We start from the raw sequence: 22,077 nt of genomic DNA on the forward strand, positions 1-22,077 counted from the left end.
ACTCCTTCTGTTTCTATCATAACGAACTCAAAAAGGACTGGAAACGATTATTCCGTTTCCAGTTCTGTGTATCCGTATTTAGTTCATCCCGTCACGATGCGGCGGTAAGCACGAACCGTGACGATATAGTAGATCAGATAGACGATCGTATAGCAAACAATCGCAAGTAATGTCGGACGGACGATATTGTAGTTCAACAGTTTCTGCAGGACTTGCATCGCAACTAGACTATGAACGAGTCCGAGGACATACGGTAAAGAGAAGACGAATCCGACGAGGCGACGGATGATACCCGTTTGTTCCTTTTCATCGACACCAATCTTTTGAATGATCGCAAACCGTTGTTTCGATTCTTCTGCTTCCGCGAGCATCTTAAAGTAGATGATTGAACCTGTCGCAAGCAAGAAGACGAGACCGAGGAAGCCGGCAGCAAACGCGAGTAAGCCGGTCGTTGCCGTCGTCATCGTATAGACCGGATAGTACGCTGCCATTTCTGTATCCGCTTGTTTTCCATACAGTTGCGTTAATTGCTTTATCAGTCCATCGTCATGACGTTCATCCGAAAACTGATAATTCGTCAGCGTAAAACCTTTTTCCGGCATCTTTGCAAACGCATCGTCGTTTACGACGAAGGCAAGCCGTTGTTTCTCATAAAGTTGAGCGATCGGTAAATTCGTCGCAGCGGTGATGCGAAAGGACTCATGGACATCCTTGATTTTGACACCGACCGGCGATTTGACTTTCATCTTCAACAAATCGTTTCCTTTAAATGTTTCAAGGACGATCGCTTCGCCTCGTTTCGGTTCTTTGATGACCGTTTGACCGTTTGCTTTCGCAAGCTTCACGTAATCCGAGTAATTGACGTAACTAAATTGCCCTGGCTGATCTTCGTAAGCATAGGTTTGATAATAGCGTGTGAACGTCAGCGGGTTCGGAAGCTCAGTCATCTTGTGATCGACGTTCTTGACGTTGACCATCGTCCGGCTGTCGATCTTCTGGTCGGACTTGGCAATTAGCTGTTCCGCTTCCGCTTGTTTACTCGCAATCGACAGACTGTACGGGACTTGCTCCTCGACAGTCTGATCGATGAAGTAATAGATCGATGTCGCTGTACCGACTGTCGTCAATGTCACGGCAGTAATGACCGTGATCGTCGACAGCATGACAGCGTTCGATTTGATTCGTGACAGCAATTGTCCGTGCAGAATCAAATTCGTTCCTTTGAAATGTCGCGCTTGATTACTTAAGAGGCGTAATAAAAAGATCGTGAAGTAACTCATCGTTCCAAATGTCCCGAGGATCACACACAGCATCAAGAGAGGTGCGACAATCGTAAAGTGATCCATTAACGGTTGTCCCGTCAAATAGTAACCGATACCAATCAAAACGACCGAAAGCACGGCTAGGATCGGATGGACTTTCGGAAGGGATTCTGCTTGTTGCTCTGCCTTGAACAATTCAATCAATGTAAAACGATAGATCGTCCGGGCTGAACGTAAGGCAATGATCAGGAAGATCAAAAGGAAGACGCCGATCGTCTGCACGACGGAAGCTCCGCTGATCGTAAAGGTCGCATCGACTTGCATCGCCATGACGGAAGCCAGCAACTGTACGAAATATTTCGATGCGACTGTTCCGATCGCAATCCCGAGGATTAGACCAATCACTCCATACCCCATCGTCTCAAGGAAGATCAGTCGGGCGATCTGTCCCCGCTCTAAACCGAGCAACGCGTAGAGACCGATTTCCTGCTTACGGCGGCGTAAGAAGAAGTCACTTGAATACCAGATGAAGATAGCAGAGAAAAGCGCTAGAATAACACTCGCTCCAGTAAAGACCGTTCCTAATTTTCCGTACAATTCATTCGCCTGAAGCATCGCTTCGTTTGATCGAATCGCAAGGAACGTGTAGTAAATGAGAATCGCGAACGTGACCGCACCGAGGTACATCACGTTTTGACGGATGTTTTTTAGATTTTGAAACGCCAGTTTAGACAAACTCACGGACGGCACCTCCGAGTTCGCGTTGGACTTCCATAATCTGCTCGAAAAAATCCTTCTGTGAACCGAAGCGATGGACTTCCTTGAACAGCTCTCCATCCTTGACGAACAGAATTCGTTCTGCATAAGACGCCGTCATCGGGTCGTGTGTCACCATTAAGATCGTCGCGCCTTCGTCGTTTAGTGACTGCATCGCTTCAAGCAATCCTGTCGCTGACTTTGAATCAAGCGCACCGGTCGGTTCATCCGCTAAGATGAGTGACGGATCATGAATGATCGCACGGGCGGCAGCCGTCCGTTGTTTTTGTCCTCCCGATAGTTCGACCGGACGTTTATCGAGTAGGTCCTGGATACCGAGTTGATGCGCCACACGATCGACACGCTCTAAGATCATCTTTTTATCGACGTTCGCGAGTGAGAGCGGTAAGGCAATGTTTTCCCGGACCGTCATTGTATCGAGGAGATTGAAATCCTGGAAGATGAAGCCGAGTTGTTCCCGGCGGAAACGTGCCAATTGTTTTTCCTTCATCGCCGTCACGTCTGCTCCATTGATTAAAATCGATCCGTCCGTCGGCTGATCGATCGTCGACAGCAGATTAAGCAACGTCGATTTCCCGGCACCGGACGGTCCCATGATACTGACGAATTCCCCTTCATGGACACTGAGCGTCGTCGGACGTAGTGCTTCGTGGCGTGCCGTTTTCGTGTGATAGGTTTTTGTAATCTGTTCTGCTCGTAAGATTGCTTTCATTTCTAATGCCTCCTGTGTTTGATTCGTTACACTCAGTCTAGTCCTTCCATGCTTTTCTCAAAATGGACTTTACTTTCACTTCTCTTACAAAACGGTAAGACAAGGGAGGAGACATCAAAAAAAGCCCCCATCCGTAAGGGATGGAGGCGTGTCGTATCTTATTTATGTGTTGCTTTGAAGAGCTCTGTGTCGCCTGCGACAACAGAAGTTCCTTCAGCTGGTACAGCTGAAAGCGTGAATTGATCGTGATTTGTCACGATGATCGGTGTGATCGTCGATGGTGCGTTTGCACGGATGTACTCGAGATCGAACTCGACGAGGACGTCTCCTGCTTTGACTTTGTCACCTGACTGGACGTGAGCCGTGAAGCCTTCGCCTTTGAGGTTAACCGTATCAAGACCAACGTGGATCAAGAGTTCAAGACCATCTTCACCTTTTAGACCGATTGCGTGTTTTGTCGGGAAAATCGTTTCAACCGTTGCGTTGATCGGCGAGACGACTTTACCTTCTGTTGGCTCGATCGCGACACCGTCGCCCATCATTTTTTGAGAGAAAACTTGATCGGGTACGTTCTCGATGTTGACGATTTTACCTGTAAGTGCAGAAGCAATTTTCGTGTTTCCTGCGTCGTTACCACCAAACAATTTTTTTAAGAATCCCATGATACTATCCCTCTACTTTCTCGATCGTTTTTCTTCCGAATGGAAGTTTCGATTTTTTATAGGAGTAAGCTGTTAGACAGCTCGCTCACGTTCTCACAAAAAGCATACGTTTGTCCCTCTGGTTTTGCAAGTATTTTTGTGTGATAATAGTTAGAAATCAAAAGGAGGCGCTTACATGTTGCCATTTTCAGAAATTACATATGTCCGTCCTGATCTTGCTTTGCTTGAAACATCGATGAATCAAGCAATCGCTCGACTAACGGAAGCCACACAGGTAGATGAAGCAAACGCAGCCATCACTGAGATTAATACCCTCAGAAATCAATTTGAAACGGCAAGCCAGCTCGTCGAAATCCGTCATACGATTGATACACGCGATACGTTCTATGAGACGGAACAAGGGTTCTTTGATGAAGCAAGCGCGATCTATCAAGGATATGTCTCAAGCTATTATCAAGCGTTGACGACGCATCCGCTTCGCAATGAACTCGAACGGACGCAAGGCAAACAGTTATTCCTAATCGCGGAAGCGAGCTTAAAGACGTTTTCGGAAGAGATCATTCCAAAGCTCCAAGAAGAGAACCGTCTCTCAAGCGAATATACGAAACTGATGTCTTCTGCTCAAATCGAGTTTGACGGGAAGACGCTTAACTTATCGCAGTTCGGTCCTTACCTCCAATCACCAGACCGGGCTGTTCGTAAAGCCGCTTCAGAAGCCCGCTATGGCTACTTAAAAGAGCAAGGGGAAACGATCGATACAATTTACGATAAACTCGTCCGTATCCGGACAGACATCGCAAAGACACTCGGTTTCCCATCGTTCGTCGAACTCGGATACGCACGGATGCTTCGCGTCGATTACAATCAATCGATGGTTGAACAATATCGCGAACAGATCCTTGAAACGATCGTCCCGCTCGCGACACAACTTAAAGAACGCCAGCAACGACGCATCGGTGTCGATCACTTGTACTACTACGATGAAGGATTCGCTTTCAAGTCTGGGAACGCGACACCTAAAGGCGAAGAGTCATTCATCATCGAAGGCGGCAAAAAGATGTATGCGGAGATGTCACCGGAGACGAACGAGTTCTTCAACTACATGCTCGACCGGGAAGCACTCGATTTAACGGCGAAGCCTGGAAAAGCGGGCGGTGGGTATTGTACCTACATCGCAGACGAAAAACTCCCGTTCATCTTCTCGAACTTCAATGGAACGGCAGGCGACATCGATGTCCTGACACACGAAGTCGGACATGCGTTCCAAGTCTATGAGAGCCGTCACCTGACTGCTCCAGAAAGTGCCTTCCCGACGTATGAAGCGTGCGAGATCCATTCGATGTCGATGGAGTTCTTTGCTTATCCATGGATGGAAGAATTCTTCGGTGAAGAGACGGCGAAATACAAATTCAATCACCTCGCAGGAAGTGTCACGTTCCTTCCATACGGCGTTGCGATTGATGAGTTCCAGCACGTCATCTACAACCAACCGGAATTGACACCAGCTGAGCGTCGCGAAGCATGGCGGACGATCGAGAAGAAATATTTGCCGCATCGTGATTACGAAGCGAATGATTATCTCGATTCAGGTGCCTGGTGGCATCAGCAAGGGCACGTCTTCGGAAGTCCCTTCTACTACATCGATTACACGCTCGCTCAAGTCTGTGCCTTCCAGTTCTATGCTTGGATGGAACAGGACCGGGAAGCGGCTTGGACATCATATCTCGATCTCTGTCGTGCCGGTGGATCGGAAAGCTTCCTCACGCTCGTCGAGCGCGCTGGATTAAAGTCTCCGTTTGCACCAGGTACGGTTGAAGCAGCGGTCGCACCGGTCAAAGCGTATCTCGAACAAGCAGACGACCTCGTACTCGATCGCGTTTAATAATTATTTTCATCAATCTAAAGTTCACGCTTACAATGAACGTTTCTGTCATCCCCGCTTTCCACAGACGGGTGATAAGCCGCGCCACCTCTCATTTCATGCGGTCTGTCGGGTCTTATCTAGCCCTGACGAAAGCGAAAATCGTGCTTTCTTTTCCTGTAGGAGTCGAGGGTGAACATTCACGTTCTCTATTTATCGAATGAAAAAAGGTGACTTTCCGGACTGGAAACTCACCTTTTTTCATTTTAAGACACATACATATTAAAATCATGAATCATAATAGACTAATTCATTCAGATAGAAGCTTTTGATGGTACTTCACGTACCAGACTCGAAACACGTCGGCTGGAATCGGTCTTGAATAATAGAATCCTTGCGCATACTCACAGTCAAGCACTCGCAAATGATCAGCTTGTTCAAGTTCTTCGATTCCTTCAGCGACGACGTCATACTTCAGCGTATGTGCGAGCTTGATGATCGTCTCGATGAGCGGTGCGTTCGAGCATGCATCCGGACCACTGATGAACGAACGGTCAATTTTCAGTCGCTGAATTGGCAAGCGACTCAAGTACGACAAGGAAGAATACCCCGTACCAAAGTCATCAATCGCAAGACGATACCCCATCTGATGCAACTTCTGTAACGCATCAAACACGCGTGTGTCTGAAAAGACACCGAATGATTCCGTAATTTCAAGTTCCATCCGTTGTTCGATTCCCGGATGAACTTCTCGGACATCAGTCAGATAATCGACGATCCGACCGGAGACGAGTTCTTTGACGGATAAGTTCGCTGAGACGCGTAGTACTCCGAGTTCCGTATCCTTCCACTCTTCGACTTGTCGGACCGTTTCGGCAACGACCCACATCCCGATCTCTTCAATCAACATCGATCGTTCGGCAATCGGAATGAAGATCGCCGGACTGATCATCCCCCGTTCAGGGTGGAACCAGCGCAGGAGCGCTTCACAGCCATCGACTTGACCGGTCGCGAGATTGATTTGTGGTTGATAGAACAATTGTAGCTCGTTCTTTTCGATCGCGTCCCGCAGTTCTCCTTCGAGGACGACGGATTCGAGATACTCGGCACTCATCCAGGATTCGAACCAGACCGGTCCGCCTTCTGTCTGTTGCTTCGCATGCTGCATCGCGATATCAACCGAAGATAATAAGGACGTGACGGCTACTGCATCATCGGGGTACCGCACCATACTCATACTGATGCTGACATTGACATACTCTCCATCGATCTCATAGACGTGTTCGATGACTTGCTTCAATTTCTCGTAATCAACGATATCCTGTTGTGCAACCAACACGGCGAATTCGTCTCCCCCGATTCGTGCGGCTTGTCCCGTTCCGATGAAATGATGTTTGAGTCGATTGGCGAGATCTTTCAAAATCTGATCGCCTGCACCATGTCCGTAAATATCGTTGATCCGCCGGAATTGTCGAACGCTGATGGTGACGAGTTCTCCCGGCTGAGGTGCTTTCAACGCATCTGTCATCTTTTGTTCAAAGCCATTTCGGTTCAACAGTCCCGTCAACATGTCAAAGAGTGCGAGTTGTGTGATCCGTTCTTCGCGCCGGAACTGATCCGTTTCATCATGACAGGATAAGTAAAGTGCAACGCCTGTATCGTCTTCTTTGTTTGCGACATGGACGATGTTGACGAACATGTTTAAGATTTTTTCATCGAACAGCATCTTGCAACGAATCGTTTGACTATGGCCTTCCAATGATTGCTTCAACGCTCGCCGCATCCGATTCAAATCAGCCGGATGGATCAGTTCTTCGATCGTCCATCCCGCCGTCGCTTTCGTCAATTGTCGAAAGCGTTCGTTTCCGTTCACAATCGTATAGTCAGATGACATCGCAAGAATCGGATCTGTATTTTGTGAAAAGAGCGACTCGATTTCCGCTTTTTTCTGCTTGATTTCTTTTGTTTTGGCATCATTATGATCGAGCAACCCGGCGATGATGGCCGTCATCGTCCGAAACGCTTGGACGACAGGTTGAAAATCATTTCGCTCCGGTACGTCATAACCGGATTGCCGGCGGTCTTCTGCAAAGGTATTCGCTTCTCCTTTCAGTAAGGATAGATCTTGGCGAAAGGCGCGTAATAACGATAAGGTCAAAATCAACAGTCCAAGAATTAAGACACTGGTTGCACCAAAGAGAAGCCAGGCATTGCGAATGATGTGATGGCCTCGATCCTGCATTTCTTGTGCGACTTGGTTGAGTTCTTGATCGTACAGACGATACATACTCGATTCATATTCTTCCGCTTGTCCTGCCAAAGCAGCGTAGGTCTCGACTTTTGGAGCACGTAATAGATCATCGAGCGTTTGTGTATAGGCAGCCATCTGTTCCCGCATTGTTGCGACATCTTGCCGTCCCGTATCGTCCTGAAGAGGAATCACATCATACAATGATTTGATGAGTGATGCCTGGCGTATCAGTAAATCAATCCGCATCTGCTGAATCCGTAATCGATCAATCGAGCTCGGTTCTTCCTTTTGACGGGCATCTTTTAAGATTTCAGCTGATTTCCCAAGTTGTTCCTCCATCAGAATCAAATTGGAGAAGACATTATAATAAGATCCTGTCTCTTTGCTCAGTACGAGTTGATTGAAGATGATTTCACTCTTGAAATTCGTCATCGTCGTGAAGAAGCGATGGTTCGATTCATATCCTTGCCGTTGAAGCTTCTTGACTTCCGCCAAGACTTCTTCCTGTGCCGACCCAGTCGCTTTCATGTTCGGTAGACGATCCGTTAGTTGTTCCAATGCACGATCGGATTGTTTGGACGCTTGTAGAACATCCGTGTCCTCATTCAATGATGAAAAATAATAGCGTGTCACTTCTTGTTCAGCATGATTAAATGGTGTCACTTCAGCAATCGTTTTTCCTGATGCTTTGAAGCGATAACCTTCTTCGAGTGTTTTCATCAAATGTTGACATGCGACGATCAATGCTAATAACCCGATGATCGCAATCATCCATGAGAACGTTTTATAGTAGGAGCGTCTTCGAAAAGCTTCTACGATGAAGACTGGTGATAAACGTCGCAACACATCGTCCTCCCTAAATTGTCATTATGTTTCTATATCGTCGTCTCATACCGTTTCCTGAAGTCGTTTTGGGTCAATAAAAAGCACGTCTTCCCACATTTCTGCGAAAATAAGTGCTTTTTTTACTAGTTTTATTCTTTTTTAATAACTGACGTTCTCACGCGCTACTTTTTTAGCAAAATAATCGATGATGTCACGTCGTCGGATAATCCCAATGAAATGTCTTCCGTCATCGATGACGGGTACGAAATTTTGATCCGTGATGACTTCAATCATCTCTTCCATTTGCGCTGTGATCGAGACCGGTTTATAACGGACACGTTGTTTGATATCGGTTAAACGTGTCTGCAAGACATGGTCATAATCGGCATGCTCGAGATTTGCTTCGAGCGCCCACAAGACATCGCCTTCTGTCAGCGTTCCTGCGTATTTCCCTTTATTATCAACGAGTGGGACTGACGTAAAACGATGATGTTTCATCTTTTCTAGTGCTTGTCTGACCGTTGACTCAGGATCTAAATATTTCACCTCATCTTTAGGTAATAAGAAAAAAGCAATATTCATTTCTGTTCCTCCCTAGCCACTCTGTGACACCCTTTTCATTTTATCATGAACCCTGCTCCGATTCATTTCTCAAATGATGAAAATCTCTACATAATTCCTTCATATTTGGTCATACTATTCCGATATTCCAAGTAGACAGAATTTAAAGACTATTTAGTTAGGAGAATACATATGCGCCTCCCGATCACGCGTCGCCTGTTCATCGGGCTTATTTTATTGCCCGCTCTCACTCTCGGTGCCTCGACCTGGTTTTCTTATGATCAGACGAGCCAAACCGTCGATCAGCTTGTAGACTCGACGTCACAAACCGCTTTGAAGCAACTCGAACAATCCTTTACACGAATCATTGATGATACGAAAAAGGATACGACCTTACTCGCAGGTCTTCCGTTCAACCGAGCGGACGGCGCTTTACCGAACTACACGGATCAAACGAAACAACCCGATCCGGCTACTCCTCCGACGCAAAAAGCGAGCGATATCTATAGCGTCCTAGAAAAGTACGGTTCATCGAAAATCGAAAACTCCTTCATTCAGTATGCGGATACCGCTGGTGGTTATCTCAATTGGCCAAAACAAGCGGCAGCACCTGGGTACGATCCACGCAAGGAAGACTGGTACAAACAAGCACTCGATAACTCTAGCACCGTCATCATGAGCGAGCCGCATTATGATGCGGCAACGAAACTATCCATCATCAGCTTCTCAAAAGCAACACTAGATGCACAGGCGAATATCAAAGGTGTCTTATCCATCTATAAAAGTATCGATCGCCTAGCAGAAGACATGAAGCGGATTGAAATCGGACAAAAAGGATTCGTCTTCAGCTATACCCAAAATGGGAAGATTGTCACCCATCCGAATAAAAATTATTTCTTCAAAAACGTAACGCAGATGAAAGAAGACGGAAAACCTTATTTCTCTGCTCCTAAAGCAATGATGGAACAAGAGTCGGGTTCGACCATCATGGACGTCGCCGGTACAAAATCCGTCGTCATCTGGCAGACCTCGTCAAAAACAGGCTTTAAGTTAGCTGTCGTTCTTGACTATGCTTCCTTGTATGCACCGAAAGAAGAAATGCTCAGTCAATCGTTGATCAACTTCGTCGTCGCGATCGCTTTAGCCACGTTGATTGCTTGGTTGATTGGTCGATCAATCAATCGTCCTTTATCAACACTCCGTCAAGAAGCACTTGCCATCGCCTCTGGTGATTTACGGACGCCAAAGCGTCCGACACGTTTCATCCAAGACGAGTTGACGGATCTCACCGAGAACTTTGACGCGATGCGGGCTCGACTACGTCAAACAATTCTCGCTTTGACGACTTCAGCGACGACCGTCCGGGATGCATCTGCCGAACTCTCCACGAATGCAACGCACGTCCAAACAGCTTCTCTGCAAATCGGACGAACGATGGAAGAGATCGCAGCGGCTGGTGAAACACAGACGAAACAAGCAGAGCGCTCGTCCCATGCCGTTCATGGCGTCAAGGAACGGTCGACGGCCATGCAACACGTCGCGTCAACGACATTATCGGAAGTCTCGACCGTCGCTTCCGCAGCCGTTCGCGGAAGTGATGTAACGAAACAGACGATCGCCGATTTACTTGATCATTCCGTCTCACTCGAACAGGAAATCCAAAATACGTCCGACTTCCTCGGTAAACGATCGGATGAGATTGCCAAAGTCCTTGGCACACTACAAGCAATCTCGAGTCAGACGAACTTGCTCGCCTTGAATGCCGCCATTGAAGCAGCACGCGTTGGCGAACAAGGACGCGGATTCGCTGTCGTTGCGAGTGAAGTCCGAAAGCTTGCGGAAGAGAGTGACGCTTCTGCGAAGCAAATCAAACAACTCCTCGATCATATCCAAGACGAGACACAGACCGCGATGGGTGCGATGCACCATGTCATGGATGATTTGAAACGATCGCTTGATTCCGTCAAGACGACCGGTGACGATTTCGAGCAAATCGCGGGTTCCGTCCAACATGTCTCACGCCGGACAGAAGAACTGACCGGTGACATCCATGCGTTGACGCAAGCGACGGAAGAAGTCTCAGACGCCATGGGGACGATTCTCGCTTTGACGGAAGAGAATGCCGCAGGTCTTGAGACGAGTAGTGCGAGCATTCAAGAAACGAACGCAACACTCGAATCCGTGACGTCTGCCGCTACGCATCTTGCAAAGATTGCTGGTAATCTCCATCAACTGACGCTTGATTTCCAACTCGACGATACGAAAACATTGGTTCACGACTCCGTTGAAGAGGTCATACATTCGGAAGAATCCGTATTGTATGAGGAAGCAGCTGTCGCATCACTTGACGAGGAACGACATGATTCGGATTTAAAGGTTCCTTCGTCTTCATCCGAATGATTTTTCAGCGAAGTCTTTTTTCGAAAGGCTTCGTTTTTCATTGTTTCGTTCTCGACTATCCGCGAAAGAGGACATACACTAGAAGCAATCCACTATATTTCGAAAGGAGTCGTGTCATGAATCGCTTGTCGACGTCTGACTTGACGCAAATCGCAGAGCACCTCTACGGGATGACTGGTTTTTTCGTCACGTACCGAGATCATCACGGTACTCCGCTGTCGTTACGTCCAGAAGCTCCATCTCATCCAGGAACCTTACTGATTGAGAACGAATGGCCAGTACTAAAAAAGACTCCTCTACTCTATACCCTGAAAGATGGTACAGCTTACCTCTTTTTAGATGTTCCGGAACAAGGAATGTACCGAATCGGTCCGGTTTTACTACAATCGGCTCTTTTTCGGGCACACATCCAAGATGAAGCCTACCATCAGTTCTATAAAGCCTTACCACGTACGACGGAGAATCGACTGATTGACTGTGCTCACTTGATGTATCGCTTGTTACACGGGGAAGCTCTACCGAAGCGCGAGATCGAACAACAGTCTGATATTCAGGAAGCCGAAATCCCTCTCGTCGCAGACGCCCCTTCCCATACGGGCGTCACGGCATATCGAAAAGCCTGGCAACGGGAACAACAAATCATTGATTGGATCGCGACCGGTCAAAGTGAGCGCCTCGCTACGACCTATTCCCTGCCGGCCTATGGCGAGTTCGGAACACTCGCCCGTCATCAGCCCTTACGTGCAGAAAAGAATTTGTTGCTCGGGACTGTCCTCTTAAGCGCGCGTGCTGCGATTCGCGGCGGACTGGAACCGGATGAGGCATTCTCACTCAGCGACCGGATGATTGAGACGATTGAAGCGGCGACGAGTATCGCTGAGCTCCGGAATCGGCATGTCCGGATTACCGTTTCGTTTGCCGAAGCCGTCAAGGAGCTCCAAGCATTACGTCATTCGCCACATGTGTTGGCAGCCATTCGTTATATTCAGCAACACCTCTATGAACCTTTGTCCGTCTCGTCGATCAGTCAAGCCATCCATGTCTCGTCTAACTATCTGTCCGTCCTATTCAAAGATGAGACCGGTCTACCGCTCGCCCGCTACGTTATCCGGGAACGGATCCGGGAAGCGAAGCGCCTCTTGCGTTCTTCGGACGATTCCTTGCTGACGATCTCGAACAAGTTACACTTCTCGAGTCAAAGTCACTTCAGTCAAGCCTTCAAGCAGACGACCGGTGAGACCCCGACACATTATCGTCAACGAAGTGAATTTTAAGAGAATCGTGCCTTTTTTTCGTTTTGTGATATCCTATTCAACAGGAACTATTTTCGTGAATCCGTCTTGAGCGGATTTTTTCAACAAAAAAGGAGAATCAACATGAACTCAATTAGTGTCATCATTCCTGTCTATCAAACCGAATCACAAACGAAGGCAGCCATTCAATCCGTTCTTGATCAGAAGGTGTCTATTCCGGTAGAAATCATCGTCGTCTTTGATGGACCAAGCCCATACATCGATGAGCTTCGCTCCCTCTATCCGACTTGTACGATCTTGGAACAAGCACATCAAGGAACATATGCTGCACGCCGTCGCGGTCTTGAAGTCGCGACAGGTGACTACGTCACATTCCTCGACAGTGATGATATCCTCGCACCACGTGCGCTCTATACGTATATCAAAGCCTATGAGAAATCACGCGGTGAAGTCATCATCGGTAAAGTCTCACCTGTCTACAACAAGAAAAAATGGCTTATGCCGATCGATGATGATCGTTATTTCTTCTACACTCGCACGAAATTCAATTCGCGTCATTTGACGACGATTCACGGATGGATGATCAAAAAGGACTTGCTGAGCGATTTGCCGGTTCTTGAGACACGATGGTTTGCTGATACGATCATCGCGCATACGATTATCGCGAAACTGACGAACCTGACATCGGTCAGTTATGTCGTCTACGGTCGAAACTCACGCAGTACACCACTCGAGGGACAATCACTCTATCAAGCACGCGATATCACGACATTGACTGATATCTCACGGATCTATGGTATGTTATCTGCGCATACGATGGATAACACTGTTCAAAAGTTCTTGAATACATGGTACAAACGATTCATCTCAAAACGTGGTCGTGCGTTGCTTGAACGAAGCACGTCAAAAAGTCAGCAGGCAGATGTATTCCGTCACGTCGCTTACGATTTAAGACGGACGAAGACACGAAGTAAGTATCTACAAGCATGGTCGACGGGTTCCTACTTCATGTTCCGTTCATACATCACTGCCGTGAAGACAAAACGAACGCTACGGACGGCACGACGTAAAAAGATCAAGAACGGTCTGATGCTCTATCGCCTGTTCCAAAAGATGCCGGTCAAAGAGAACCTCGTCTTATTTGAGAGTTTCCTCGGTCGGAGCTATTCTGATAATCCAAAGGCGCTTTACCTGAAATTAAAAGAACAACGCCCTGAACTTGAACTCGTCTGGATTTTCTCGAAAGAACCTTCAGATGACGTCAAGGAAGCTTGTCCGAACTGGGTGCTCAAAAATAGCTTCGCGTACTACCAAGCGATGGCACGTGCGAAGTATTGGATCTTCAACACGCGTCAGCCACTGAGCTTGAAAAAACGCGAAGAAACAATCTATCTCCAGACATGGCACGGTACACCATTAAAACGACTAGGTCTCGACATGGAAGAAGTCCATATGGCGGGAACGAATGCGACACGCTACAAACGGAACTTCTACAATCAAGCACAGGAATGGAACTACTTGATTTCTCCGAATGCGTATTCGAGCGAAATCTTCAAGAGTGCGTTCGGGTTCCAAAACACGATGCTTGAGACGGGTTATCCACGAAACGATCTCTTGTATGCGGACGATCAAGCTGGTTTAATCAGCGAAATCAAAGCGCGTCTGGATATTCCAGCCGACAAGAAAGTCGTTTTGTACGCACCGACATGGCGGGATGACGAGTTCATTGCTCGTGGAAAATACCGCTTTGATCTCCAACTCGACTTGAACGAGATGCAAGCCCGACTCGGTGACGATTACGTCGTCTTACTCCGGATGCATTACTTGATTGCACAAAACATGGACATCAGTGGACATGAAGGATTTGCCTATGACGTGTCGTCATACGGTGATATCGCAGAGTTGTATTTAATCAGTGACGTGCTAATCACCGACTATTCGTCTGTCTTCTTCGATTATGCGCACTTACAACGTCCGATGATCTTCTTTACGTACGACTTGGAAAAATATGCATCGACGTTACGTGGATTCTACTTCGATTTCGAAGCTGTCGTTCCGGGACCACTCCTAAAAGAAACGGATCAAGTCATCGATTATATCGAACAGATTGATACGAAGTCTGTCGCTTACCAAGAAAAATATGATCGCTTCCTCGAACGGTTCTGTAGCTTGGATGACGGCACGGCAAGTGAACGTGTTCTTGCTGAGTTGTTCCCGAGCACAGCACAGTCAACGATGGAGGATGAAACAACAGAAACAGAATGACGATTATCAAAATGAGAAATGGCTTAATAAAGCCGTTTCTCGTTTTTTGTTCCCACCCATTAATTGCTAAGCGTAAAGACAAAAAAGCCTCCTTCCTTAATGGAAAGAGGCTTTCAAAACGATTTAGTTACGGATGAACAAGGCAACGCTCTCAACGTGTGTCGTATGTGGGAACATATCGACTGGTGTCACTTCAACGAGTGTATAACCGAGCTCCGTCAACAACTTCGCGTCACGTGCTTGTGTCGACGCATTACATGAGACGTAGACGATCCGCTTCGGTGCGACATCTGCTGCAGCACGTAAGAACTCTTCGTCACAGCCTTTACGTGGTGGGTCGACGACGATGACGTCCGGTTGGATACCGGCTTTGACGAGTGCTGGCATGACCTTCTCAGCTGCACCGTACTCGAACGTCACGTTCTCGATTCCGTTCGCTTGTGCGTTCCGGCGTGCGTCATCGATTGCTTGCGGTACGATTTCGATACCGTAGACGTGCTTCGCTTGTTTTGCGAGTGACAATGAAATCGAACCGATTCCACAGTATGCATCAACGACTGTCTCCTCTCCTGTCAACTGAGCATACTCGAGCGCTTTCGCGTAGAGTTTCTCTGTTTGCAACGGGTTGACTTGGAAGAACGAATGCGGTGAGATCTCATATGTCAAACCAGCGATTTGATCGCGAATGACGGATGGTCCGTACAAGACGACGTTCTTTTTCCCAAGAATGACGTTCGTATCATCCGGGTTGATGTTGTGCTGGATCGAAGTGACGTTCGGTAACGCCTTTAAGATCCCTTCGACGATTTTATCGATACCGCGAAGTTGTTTGACCTTCGTGACGAGAACGACCATCAACTCGTTCGTATGGTAGCCATGACGTGCCATGATATGACGAATGACACCTGCTTTTTTCTTCTCGTCGTATGCTGGGACTTTTAAGTCAGCGAGGACTTTACGAACCGCTTGGACAGCTTCATCGTTTTCTTTGTTTTGGATCAAGCAGTAGTCCATATCGATGATCCGGTGGCTCCGTTTTTGATAGAAGCCAGCCATCAATTTGTTCGATTGGAACGCGACCGGTACTTGTGCCTTGTTGCGGTAACCCCATGGATCTTCCATACCCATCGTCTCGTGGACCGGAATCTCGAGGCCTGCTAGGCGCGCGAAAGCGTCACGAACGCGGTTGTGCTTGAACTTGAGTTCTGCGTCGTATGACAAATGTTGCAATTGGCAACCGCCACACTGGTTGTAAACTGGGCAAGGTGGCTCGACACGATCGGCACTCTTCGTCTTTTGACGGATGATGCGACCGAATCCGTAAGACTTCGTCGTTTTCGTGATCTTGATCTTGACCTGCTCCGTTGGCAATGCACCTGGGATGAAGACCGTATATCCATCGATGCGCGCGACCCCTGACCCTTCATGTGTCAGGTCGACGATCTCGACGACGTGTTCATCGTTCTTTTGTACTGGAATCATGAATATCCTCCTTAAAAACCTCGCTTCACGCGAGGTTCATTTCTGCTTCTTGTAGTTGTGTATTAATCTGTTCCATTTCTTCGATCCGGAACTTTGGTGTCATGACTTCGAAATGAGAGCGAAGATTCGTCATCTCGCCTTCGCAGATGCCGCCAAACTCACCATCAATGTTCAAGCTCATCTCTGATGTGTTCTTCATACGGACGAATGAGGTCGTGACATGCTCGATGCAAGGGTCCGAGAAATGATCCCCTTTCAAGGCAAGACGCATGACACGAATTAATTCGACGAGGTTACATTTCTTCAGGATGAAGAGATCAAACCGACCATCGTTAAGTGACGCGTTCGGTGACAACTTCTCGAATCCACCGACAGAGTTCGTATTGGATGTCAAGAACAACATGACTTCTCCTTTGAATATACCCTTTTCATGCTCCAGTTCGACATATGTTGGTCGGATTTGCGGAAGTTTCTCCATCCCTTTGACATAGTACGCGAGCTGTCCAAGTGCCGTCTTCAGCTTTGAAGGCACTTCGTACGACAGTTCTGTCATGATGCCGCCACCAGCGATGTTGATGAAGTAATGGACGCCTGTCGACCCTTCGATCTTACCGATATCGACTGGCATCGTATGTCCTGTGCAGATGACATCCATCGCCCCTTCGATCGTCAATGGAATACGCATCGCTCGACCAAAGTCATTCGTCGTTCCAACAGGTAGTACACCAAGCTTTGGACGTTTGCTATAAGCTGCCATTCCGCTGATCACTTCATTCAACGTACCATCGCCGCCTGCAGCGACGACAAGATCAAAGTCTGCTTCGCATGCTCGTGCTGCTTCATACGTCGCATCGCCGACCGCTTTCGTCGAGTAGACAGATGTCTCATAACCCGCTGCTTCGAGTCGGTCGAGGATATACGGTAAGTTTCGTTTAACCATCTCTTTCCCGGAAGTCGGGTTATAAATCACGCGCGCTCTAGGTCTCATAAGATTTTCTCCTTTTTGACTCAACCGTTCATTTGATACATAACTGTTTTATTCTACATGAACTCTCGAGACATTACAAAGCCAAAAAAGACAGCGTCCGTTTCTTCACCTCAGCGAGGGAGAGACGGACGCTATCTCAAGTGGAACTTATTTCAGTTTTTCGAGCTCTTCGTAGAAGAGTTGATCAAGGAGAGCAGGGTTTGCCATTCCTTTTGTTTTCTTCATGATCTGACCGATGACGAAGCCTTTCTTCCGATCACGTCCACCGAGTAACTCCTCGACGACGGCTGGGTTCGCTTCGAACATCTCGACGATGAGACCACGCAACAATCCTTCATCCGAAATTTGTGCAAGACCGTTTGCTTCAACGTATGCACGCGGCTCGACACCTTCTTCGATGACTGCCGTGAAGACTTGTTTGGCGATTTTCGAAGAAATCGTGCCGCTTGCGATCAAGTCGATCATCTCTGCCAAACGCGCTGGTGTCATCTTGACTGTTTCGAACGTTTCCGTCGATTTATTCAAGTGACCTTGGATCTCACCGACTGTCCAGTTGGCTGCTGCTTTTGGCTCTGCACCAGCTGCAAGTGTCGCTTCGAAGTACTCTGCCATTTCACGTGTGACCGTCAATTGTTTCGCGTCATACGCTGAAAGACCGAGTTCTTCTTGGTAACGAACACGGCGTGCATCTGGAAGTTCCGGGATACCGGCACGAATCGCTTCTTTCCAATCGTGATCCAGTACGAGCTTGACGAGGTCAGGCTCTGGGAAGTAACGATAGTCCGACGCCCCTTCCTTGACACGCATGAGGACGGTTTGTTTTTTCGTCTCATCGAAACGGAGTGTTTCTTGACGCATCACACCACCCGCAAGCAATAGTTTACGGTGACGATCTTCTTCAAACTCAAGCCCTTTTAAGACGTTTCCGAATGAGTTTAAGTTCTTGAGCTCTGTTTTCGTACCGAACTTCTCTTGTCCGTATGGACGCACCGAGATGTTACAGTCGCAACGGAGTGATCCTTCTTCCATCTTGACGTCTGAGACGCCTGCATATTGCAAGACTTCTTTGAGACGTTCGAGGTAGGCGACCGCGTCTTTCGGTGAACGCATATCCGCTTCACTGACGATCTCAATTAGCGGTGCGCCTGTCCGGTTGAAGTCGACGACCGAGTGGTTGGCACCCGTGTGGTTCATCTTACCGGCATCTTCTTCCAGATGGACACGTTCGATTCGGAAGCGTTTCGTTTCGCCATCGACTTCCGCATCGATGTAGCCATCAAAGCCGATTGGTTGATCAAACTGCGAGATTTGATACGCTTTTGGCGTATCCGGATAGAAATAGTTCTTCCGGTCGAATTTTGTTTGATCGGCTACTTGGCAGTTGAGTGCCATCGCTGCACGAACGGCGAGTTCGACGGCTTTTTCGTTGATTTTCGGCAAGACGCCCGGGTGTCCAAGACAAATCGGACACGTTTTCGTGTTCGTCTCTGCGCCATATTCCCGCGCACAACCACAGAACATCTTCGTGTTCGTGCTCAGTTCGGCGTGGACCTCGATCCCGATGATCGTTTCAAAGTTCATGATACATTCGCTCCTTATAACTTCGGAAGCGCGAATCCACCTGTCGCAAGCTCAAACGCATGCGCAGCGCGATAGATCGTCGCCTCATCGAAATGTTTTCCAATGATTTGTAAGCCGACCGGAAGACCGTCGACGAATCCAGCTGGAACCGAGATCGCTGGGACACCTGCTAAGTTAATCGGAATCGTCAAGATGTCATTCGCATACATCGTGACCGGGTCATCGAGCTGTGCACCGAGTTCGAATGCTGGTGTCGGTGCTGTTGGTCCGATGATGACGTCATAGTTCGCAAGGACATCTTCGAAATCTTTTTTGATTAACGTCCGAGCTTGTTGTGCTTTTTTATAGTAGGCATCGTAGTAACCAGAGCTGAGTGCATACGTTCCGAGCATGATCCGGCGTTTGACTTCGTCTCCGAATCCTTGTGAACGGGAATACTTGAAGACATCTTCAAGTGCGTCCGCTTCCGCGCGGACACCGTAACGAATGCCGTCAAAGCGTGCGAGGTTCGAAGATGCTTCTGATGAAGCGAGTAAGTAGTACGTCGCAAGCGCATATTTCGAGTTCGGAAGTGAGACTTCGTCAACAGTTGCACCGAGTGCTTCGAGTTTTTGGATCGCTTCACGGATGTTGGCTTTGACGCCTTCACTGACACCCTCGCCGAAGTATTCTTTCGGAACAGCGATCTTCAAACCTTTGATATCACCAGTCAACGCTTGTGTATAATCCGTTGCTGCAACGTTCGCAGACGTCGAATCCATCTCACAGTGTCCTGCGATCGCGCTCAAAAGATACGCGTTATCTTCGACTGTTCGTGTCAACGGACCAATTTGGTCAAGGGACGACGCGAACGCAACGAGACCAAAACGTGAGACGAGACCGTAAGTCGGTTTCAACCCAACGACACCACAATAGGCAGCCGGTTGACGAATCGAACCACCTGTATCCGAACCGAGGCTGAACAAGACTTCGCCTGCTGCGACAGCAGCTGCTGAACCACCCGAAGAACCGCCTGGAACGTGTTTTGTATTCCATGGATTGCGAACCGGTTTGTACGCTGAGTTCTCGTTTGAAGAACCCATTGCGAACTCATCCATGTTCAACTTCCCGATTGTGATTGCCCCTGCTTCATGCAGACGCTCGACGACCGTCGCATCATGTGCTGGTACGAAGTTCTCAAGGAATTTCGAACCACATGTCGTCGTCATTCCTTTCGTGACGATGTTATCCTTGACGCCGATTGGAAGACCAAACAGTGGGTTCGCTTCGTGTTTCGCGACATCATCCATTCGTTTCGCTTGCTCGAACGCTTCTTCATTCAATGAGAGAAACGCACCGATTTTTCCGTCGACGCGGTCGATTTGATCAAAGGATTCCTTGACGAGTTCAGAAGCTTTGACTTCGCCATCCTGAATGAGTGTGTGTAATGTTTTGACACCATGTTCAAAAAGTGACATCGGGTCATTTCCTCCTTATTCGAACACCGCTGGGACGCGGACTTGTCCGTCTTCCCAATCGGGTGCGAGTCGTTCTACTTCCGTACGCGGAAGTGATGGACGTACTTCGTCCTTACGTAGGACGTTCTTTAAATCGAGGACATGAGTCGTCGGTTCGACGCCTGTCGTATCGAGTTCATTTAATTGTTCAGCGAACCCAAGAATCTTCTCGAGTTGTCCTGTAAATTGTGCTACTTCTTCATCTGTCACGGCAAGGCGTGCCAAATGCGCCACGTGGCGGACTTGCTCCTCATTAATCTTTGCCATGTCATTCCACCTCCGGAACTTTTGCGATATATTTTACACTATTTCTAATCATAGCACTTTTTGTCCAGACAAAAAAGACGATGGTGCATCGGGGGGAGGTCCGCACCATCGTCCTTATAGGGGTAGCAAAGCTTCCGGGCGGAAAGCTTCTAGTTATGAAATACCCGGTTTAAATCAGACGAAACAAAAATACTGAATATTCATACTAAGACATCAAAGAGTAAATAGATATTGAAGACGATGACGATCGAGACGATGATCCATGCCAACGCGTTCATGAAATGACTGTTTCGATGTTCCCCCATGTACCGTTCACTCGCTGTCGCCCGAATCAAAGGGATTAGCGCGAACGGAATCCCGAACGATAAAGCAACCTGACTCAGGACAAGTGCTCGTGTCGGATCAAAACCGGAGAAGAGCAACAAAATCGCTGGTAACATCGTCACAGTCCGTCGAACGAACAACGGCAATTGAAGATGGAGGAATCCGCGCATGATCGCGTCACCTGACATCGTACCGACACTCGATGATGCAAGACCTGAAACGAGTAAGGCAATTGCAAACAGATACGGCGCGATGCCACCAAGCGTGACATGAAGTCCCTCATAGATCGCTTCAAGTGAACCAGCTTGATATTTCGTACCGTAAAATACACTGGCCGCGATGACGAGCATTGCTCCGTTGACCGCTCCAGCGATCAGCATCGCTCCCCAAATATCGAAGCGTTGGATTCGTAACAGCGGTATTTTGTTTGCAACATGTCCCATCCGTCGCTTCGTTAAATCGGAATGGAGATAGATCGCATGTGGCATGACGGTTGCTCCGAGCATCCCGGCAGCAAGCACGATACTCGACGTACCTTCAAATCCCGGTACCAATCCTGCCGATAGATCGCGAAAGACCGGATGGACTTCAAATACTTCAATTGCAAAAGCGGCAGCGATGATTAAAACGAGCACCGCGATGACGGCTTCGAAATGTCGAAGTCCCTTTTGCTCGAATCCGAGGATGACGAATGATAAGACTGCCGTCAACAGCGCCGCCATGCGTAAGTCGATCGCAAACAGTAAATGAAATCCGAGTGCGGCTCCGACGAACTCCGCGAGATCGGTCGCCATTGCGACGAGTTCCGCTTGTACCCAGTAAAAGAAGCGATAGACCGGCGATAACTCTTCTCGAATCACCTCCGCTAAACTAAGATTGCTGACGATTCCAAGTTTGGCTGATAGGAACTGAATGACGACGGCCATCAAGTTCGAGGCAACGATGACCCAGAGCAGTAAATAGCCATATTGAGCACCTGCTGTCATGTTCGTTGCAAAGTTTCCCGGATCGAGGTACGCGACGGCAGCAACGAACGCCGGTCCGATATATGTCCGTTTTTTGGGTACGTCTTGTGTAAGTGGCTGTGTCACCATCTCATTCACCTCACTT

Annotated in this window: 15 protein-coding genes; 4 read left to right on the top strand and 11 right to left on the bottom strand. The window is 48.1% G+C overall.

Translation table 11 applies throughout. From position 1 onward, the window contains the following. Nucleotides 1-83 precede the first annotated feature (83 nt). The 3 genes from BW42_RS09600 to BW42_RS09610 all read right to left on the bottom strand — a co-directional run bounded on the left by BW42_RS09600 (nucleotide 84) and on the right by BW42_RS09610 (nucleotide 3,413). On the bottom strand, nucleotides 84-2,003 hold the full coding sequence (locus BW42_RS09600) for an ABC transporter permease (protein ID WP_035410201.1): 1,920 nt from the start codon (nucleotides 2,001-2,003) through the stop codon (nucleotides 84-86). Further along, complete coding sequence (locus BW42_RS09605; protein ID WP_035410204.1) at nucleotides 1,990-2,751, bottom strand: ABC transporter ATP-binding protein; 762 nt, start codon at nucleotides 2,749-2,751, stop codon at nucleotides 1,990-1,992. Before BW42_RS09605 ends, BW42_RS09600 begins: the two co-directional genes overlap by 14 nt. Nucleotides 2,752-2,909: 158 nt before the next feature. Then, a complete protein-coding gene (locus tag BW42_RS09610; RefSeq protein WP_035410206.1) occupies nucleotides 2,910-3,413 on the bottom strand; it encodes a PTS glucose transporter subunit IIA in 504 nt (167 codons plus the stop codon). A 178-nt stretch (nucleotides 3,414-3,591) separates the two neighbouring features. Between BW42_RS09610 and BW42_RS09615 the strand changes: the two genes are divergently transcribed. Next, a complete protein-coding gene (locus BW42_RS09615) occupies nucleotides 3,592-5,295 on the top strand; it encodes a M3 family oligoendopeptidase (RefSeq protein WP_035410863.1) in 1,704 nt (567 codons plus the stop codon). A 289-nt stretch (nucleotides 5,296-5,584) separates the two neighbouring features. Here the strand turns inward: BW42_RS09615 and BW42_RS09620 are convergent, their stop codons facing one another. Together BW42_RS09620 and BW42_RS09625 are read right to left on the bottom strand one after the other, a co-directional pair. Further along, the gene (locus BW42_RS09620) at nucleotides 5,585-8,371 is read right to left on the bottom strand and encodes a bifunctional diguanylate cyclase/phosphodiesterase (RefSeq protein WP_035410209.1); all 2,787 of its coding nucleotides are present in this window, start codon (nucleotides 8,369-8,371) and stop codon (nucleotides 5,585-5,587) included. Nucleotides 8,372-8,509: 138 nt separating this feature from the next. After that, entirely contained in the window at nucleotides 8,510-8,932 is a 423-nt protein-coding gene (locus BW42_RS09625) for a CBS domain-containing protein (RefSeq protein WP_035410212.1), read from the bottom strand. 171 nt (nucleotides 8,933-9,103) lie between these two features. Between BW42_RS09625 and BW42_RS09630 the strand changes: the two genes are divergently transcribed. The 3 genes from BW42_RS09630 (at nucleotide 9,104) to BW42_RS16185 (ending at nucleotide 14,829) form a co-directional block, all read left to right on the top strand. After that, nucleotides 9,104-11,311 carry a methyl-accepting chemotaxis protein gene (locus BW42_RS09630; protein WP_035410215.1) on the top strand — a complete coding sequence of 736 codons (2,208 nt, stop codon included), beginning with the start codon at nucleotides 9,104-9,106 and terminating at the stop codon, nucleotides 11,309-11,311. Between the two features lie 116 nt (nucleotides 11,312-11,427). Then, the gene (locus tag BW42_RS09635) at nucleotides 11,428-12,585 is read left to right on the top strand and encodes a helix-turn-helix domain-containing protein (RefSeq protein WP_035410218.1); all 1,158 of its coding nucleotides are present in this window, start codon (nucleotides 11,428-11,430) and stop codon (nucleotides 12,583-12,585) included. A gap of 102 nt (nucleotides 12,586-12,687) precedes the next feature. Further along, entirely contained in the window at nucleotides 12,688-14,829 is a 2,142-nt protein-coding gene (locus BW42_RS16185; protein WP_081780410.1) for a bifunctional glycosyltransferase family 2 protein/CDP-glycerol:glycerophosphate glycerophosphotransferase, read from the top strand. A 123-nt stretch (nucleotides 14,830-14,952) separates the two neighbouring features. Here BW42_RS16185 and rlmD read toward each other — a convergent pair whose 3' ends face one another. The 6 genes from rlmD to BW42_RS09670 all read right to left on the bottom strand — a co-directional run bounded on the left by rlmD (nucleotide 14,953) and on the right by BW42_RS09670 (nucleotide 22,070). Next, a complete protein-coding gene (gene rlmD / locus BW42_RS09645) occupies nucleotides 14,953-16,311 on the bottom strand; it encodes a 23S rRNA (uracil(1939)-C(5))-methyltransferase RlmD (RefSeq protein WP_035410221.1) in 1,359 nt (452 codons plus the stop codon). A 25-nt stretch (nucleotides 16,312-16,336) separates the two neighbouring features. Next, nucleotides 16,337-17,299, bottom strand: a complete 963-nt coding sequence (locus BW42_RS09650; RefSeq protein ID WP_035410224.1) for a diacylglycerol kinase — start codon at nucleotides 17,297-17,299, stop codon at nucleotides 16,337-16,339. 147 nt (nucleotides 17,300-17,446) lie between these two features. Beyond that, nucleotides 17,447-18,880 carry an Asp-tRNA(Asn)/Glu-tRNA(Gln) amidotransferase subunit GatB gene (gatB, locus tag BW42_RS09655; protein ID WP_035410227.1) on the bottom strand — a complete coding sequence of 478 codons (1,434 nt, stop codon included), beginning with the start codon at nucleotides 18,878-18,880 and terminating at the stop codon, nucleotides 17,447-17,449. A gap of 14 nt (nucleotides 18,881-18,894) precedes the next feature. Then, nucleotides 18,895-20,337, bottom strand: coding sequence for an Asp-tRNA(Asn)/Glu-tRNA(Gln) amidotransferase subunit GatA (gene gatA, locus BW42_RS09660; protein WP_035410229.1), 1,443 nt, complete (start codon nucleotides 20,335-20,337; stop codon nucleotides 18,895-18,897). 15 nt (nucleotides 20,338-20,352) lie between these two features. Continuing rightward, the gene (gene gatC / locus BW42_RS09665; protein ID WP_023469336.1) at nucleotides 20,353-20,643 is read right to left on the bottom strand and encodes an Asp-tRNA(Asn)/Glu-tRNA(Gln) amidotransferase subunit GatC; all 291 of its coding nucleotides are present in this window, start codon (nucleotides 20,641-20,643) and stop codon (nucleotides 20,353-20,355) included. 200 nt (nucleotides 20,644-20,843) lie between these two features. Continuing rightward, nucleotides 20,844-22,070: an Nramp family divalent metal transporter gene (locus BW42_RS09670; RefSeq protein WP_255344367.1), complete on the bottom strand. Its 1,227-nt coding sequence runs from the start codon at nucleotides 22,068-22,070 to the stop codon at nucleotides 20,844-20,846. Between the last annotated feature and the right edge of the window lie 7 nt (nucleotides 22,071-22,077).

Source organism: Exiguobacterium sp. RIT341 (genome assembly GCF_000632205.1).
Taxonomy (GTDB): Bacteria; Bacillota; Bacilli; order Exiguobacteriales; family Exiguobacteriaceae; genus Exiguobacterium_A.

Bases quoted from the DNA above. Each gene is read 5' to 3' on its own strand.
- BW42_RS09650 (WP_035410224.1), bottom strand. From the start codon at position 17,299: ATGAGACCTAGAGCGCGCGTGATTTATAACCCGACTTCCGGGAAAGAG.
- BW42_RS09610 (WP_035410206.1), bottom strand. From the start codon at position 3,413: ATGGGATTCTTAAAAAAATTGTTTGGTGGTAACGACGCAGGAAACACG.
- gatB (WP_035410227.1), bottom strand. From the start codon at position 18,880: ATGAACTTTGAAACGATCATCGGGATCGAGGTCCACGCCGAACTGAGC.
- rlmD (WP_035410221.1), bottom strand. From the start codon at position 16,311: ATGATTCCAGTACAAAAGAACGATGAACACGTCGTCGAGATCGTCGAC.
- gatC (WP_023469336.1), bottom strand. From the start codon at position 20,643: ATGGCAAAGATTAATGAGGAGCAAGTCCGCCACGTGGCGCATTTGGCA.
- BW42_RS09630 (WP_035410215.1), top strand. From the start codon at position 9,104: ATGCGCCTCCCGATCACGCGTCGCCTGTTCATCGGGCTTATTTTATTG.
- BW42_RS09605 (WP_035410204.1), bottom strand. From the start codon at position 2,751: ATGAAAGCAATCTTACGAGCAGAACAGATTACAAAAACCTATCACACG.
- BW42_RS16185 (WP_081780410.1), top strand. From the start codon at position 12,688: ATGAACTCAATTAGTGTCATCATTCCTGTCTATCAAACCGAATCACAA.
- BW42_RS09625 (WP_035410212.1), bottom strand. From the start codon at position 8,932: ATGAATATTGCTTTTTTCTTATTACCTAAAGATGAGGTGAAATATTTA.
- gatA (WP_035410229.1), bottom strand. From the start codon at position 20,337: ATGTCACTTTTTGAACATGGTGTCAAAACATTACACACACTCATTCAG.
- BW42_RS09635 (WP_035410218.1), top strand. From the start codon at position 11,428: ATGAATCGCTTGTCGACGTCTGACTTGACGCAAATCGCAGAGCACCTC.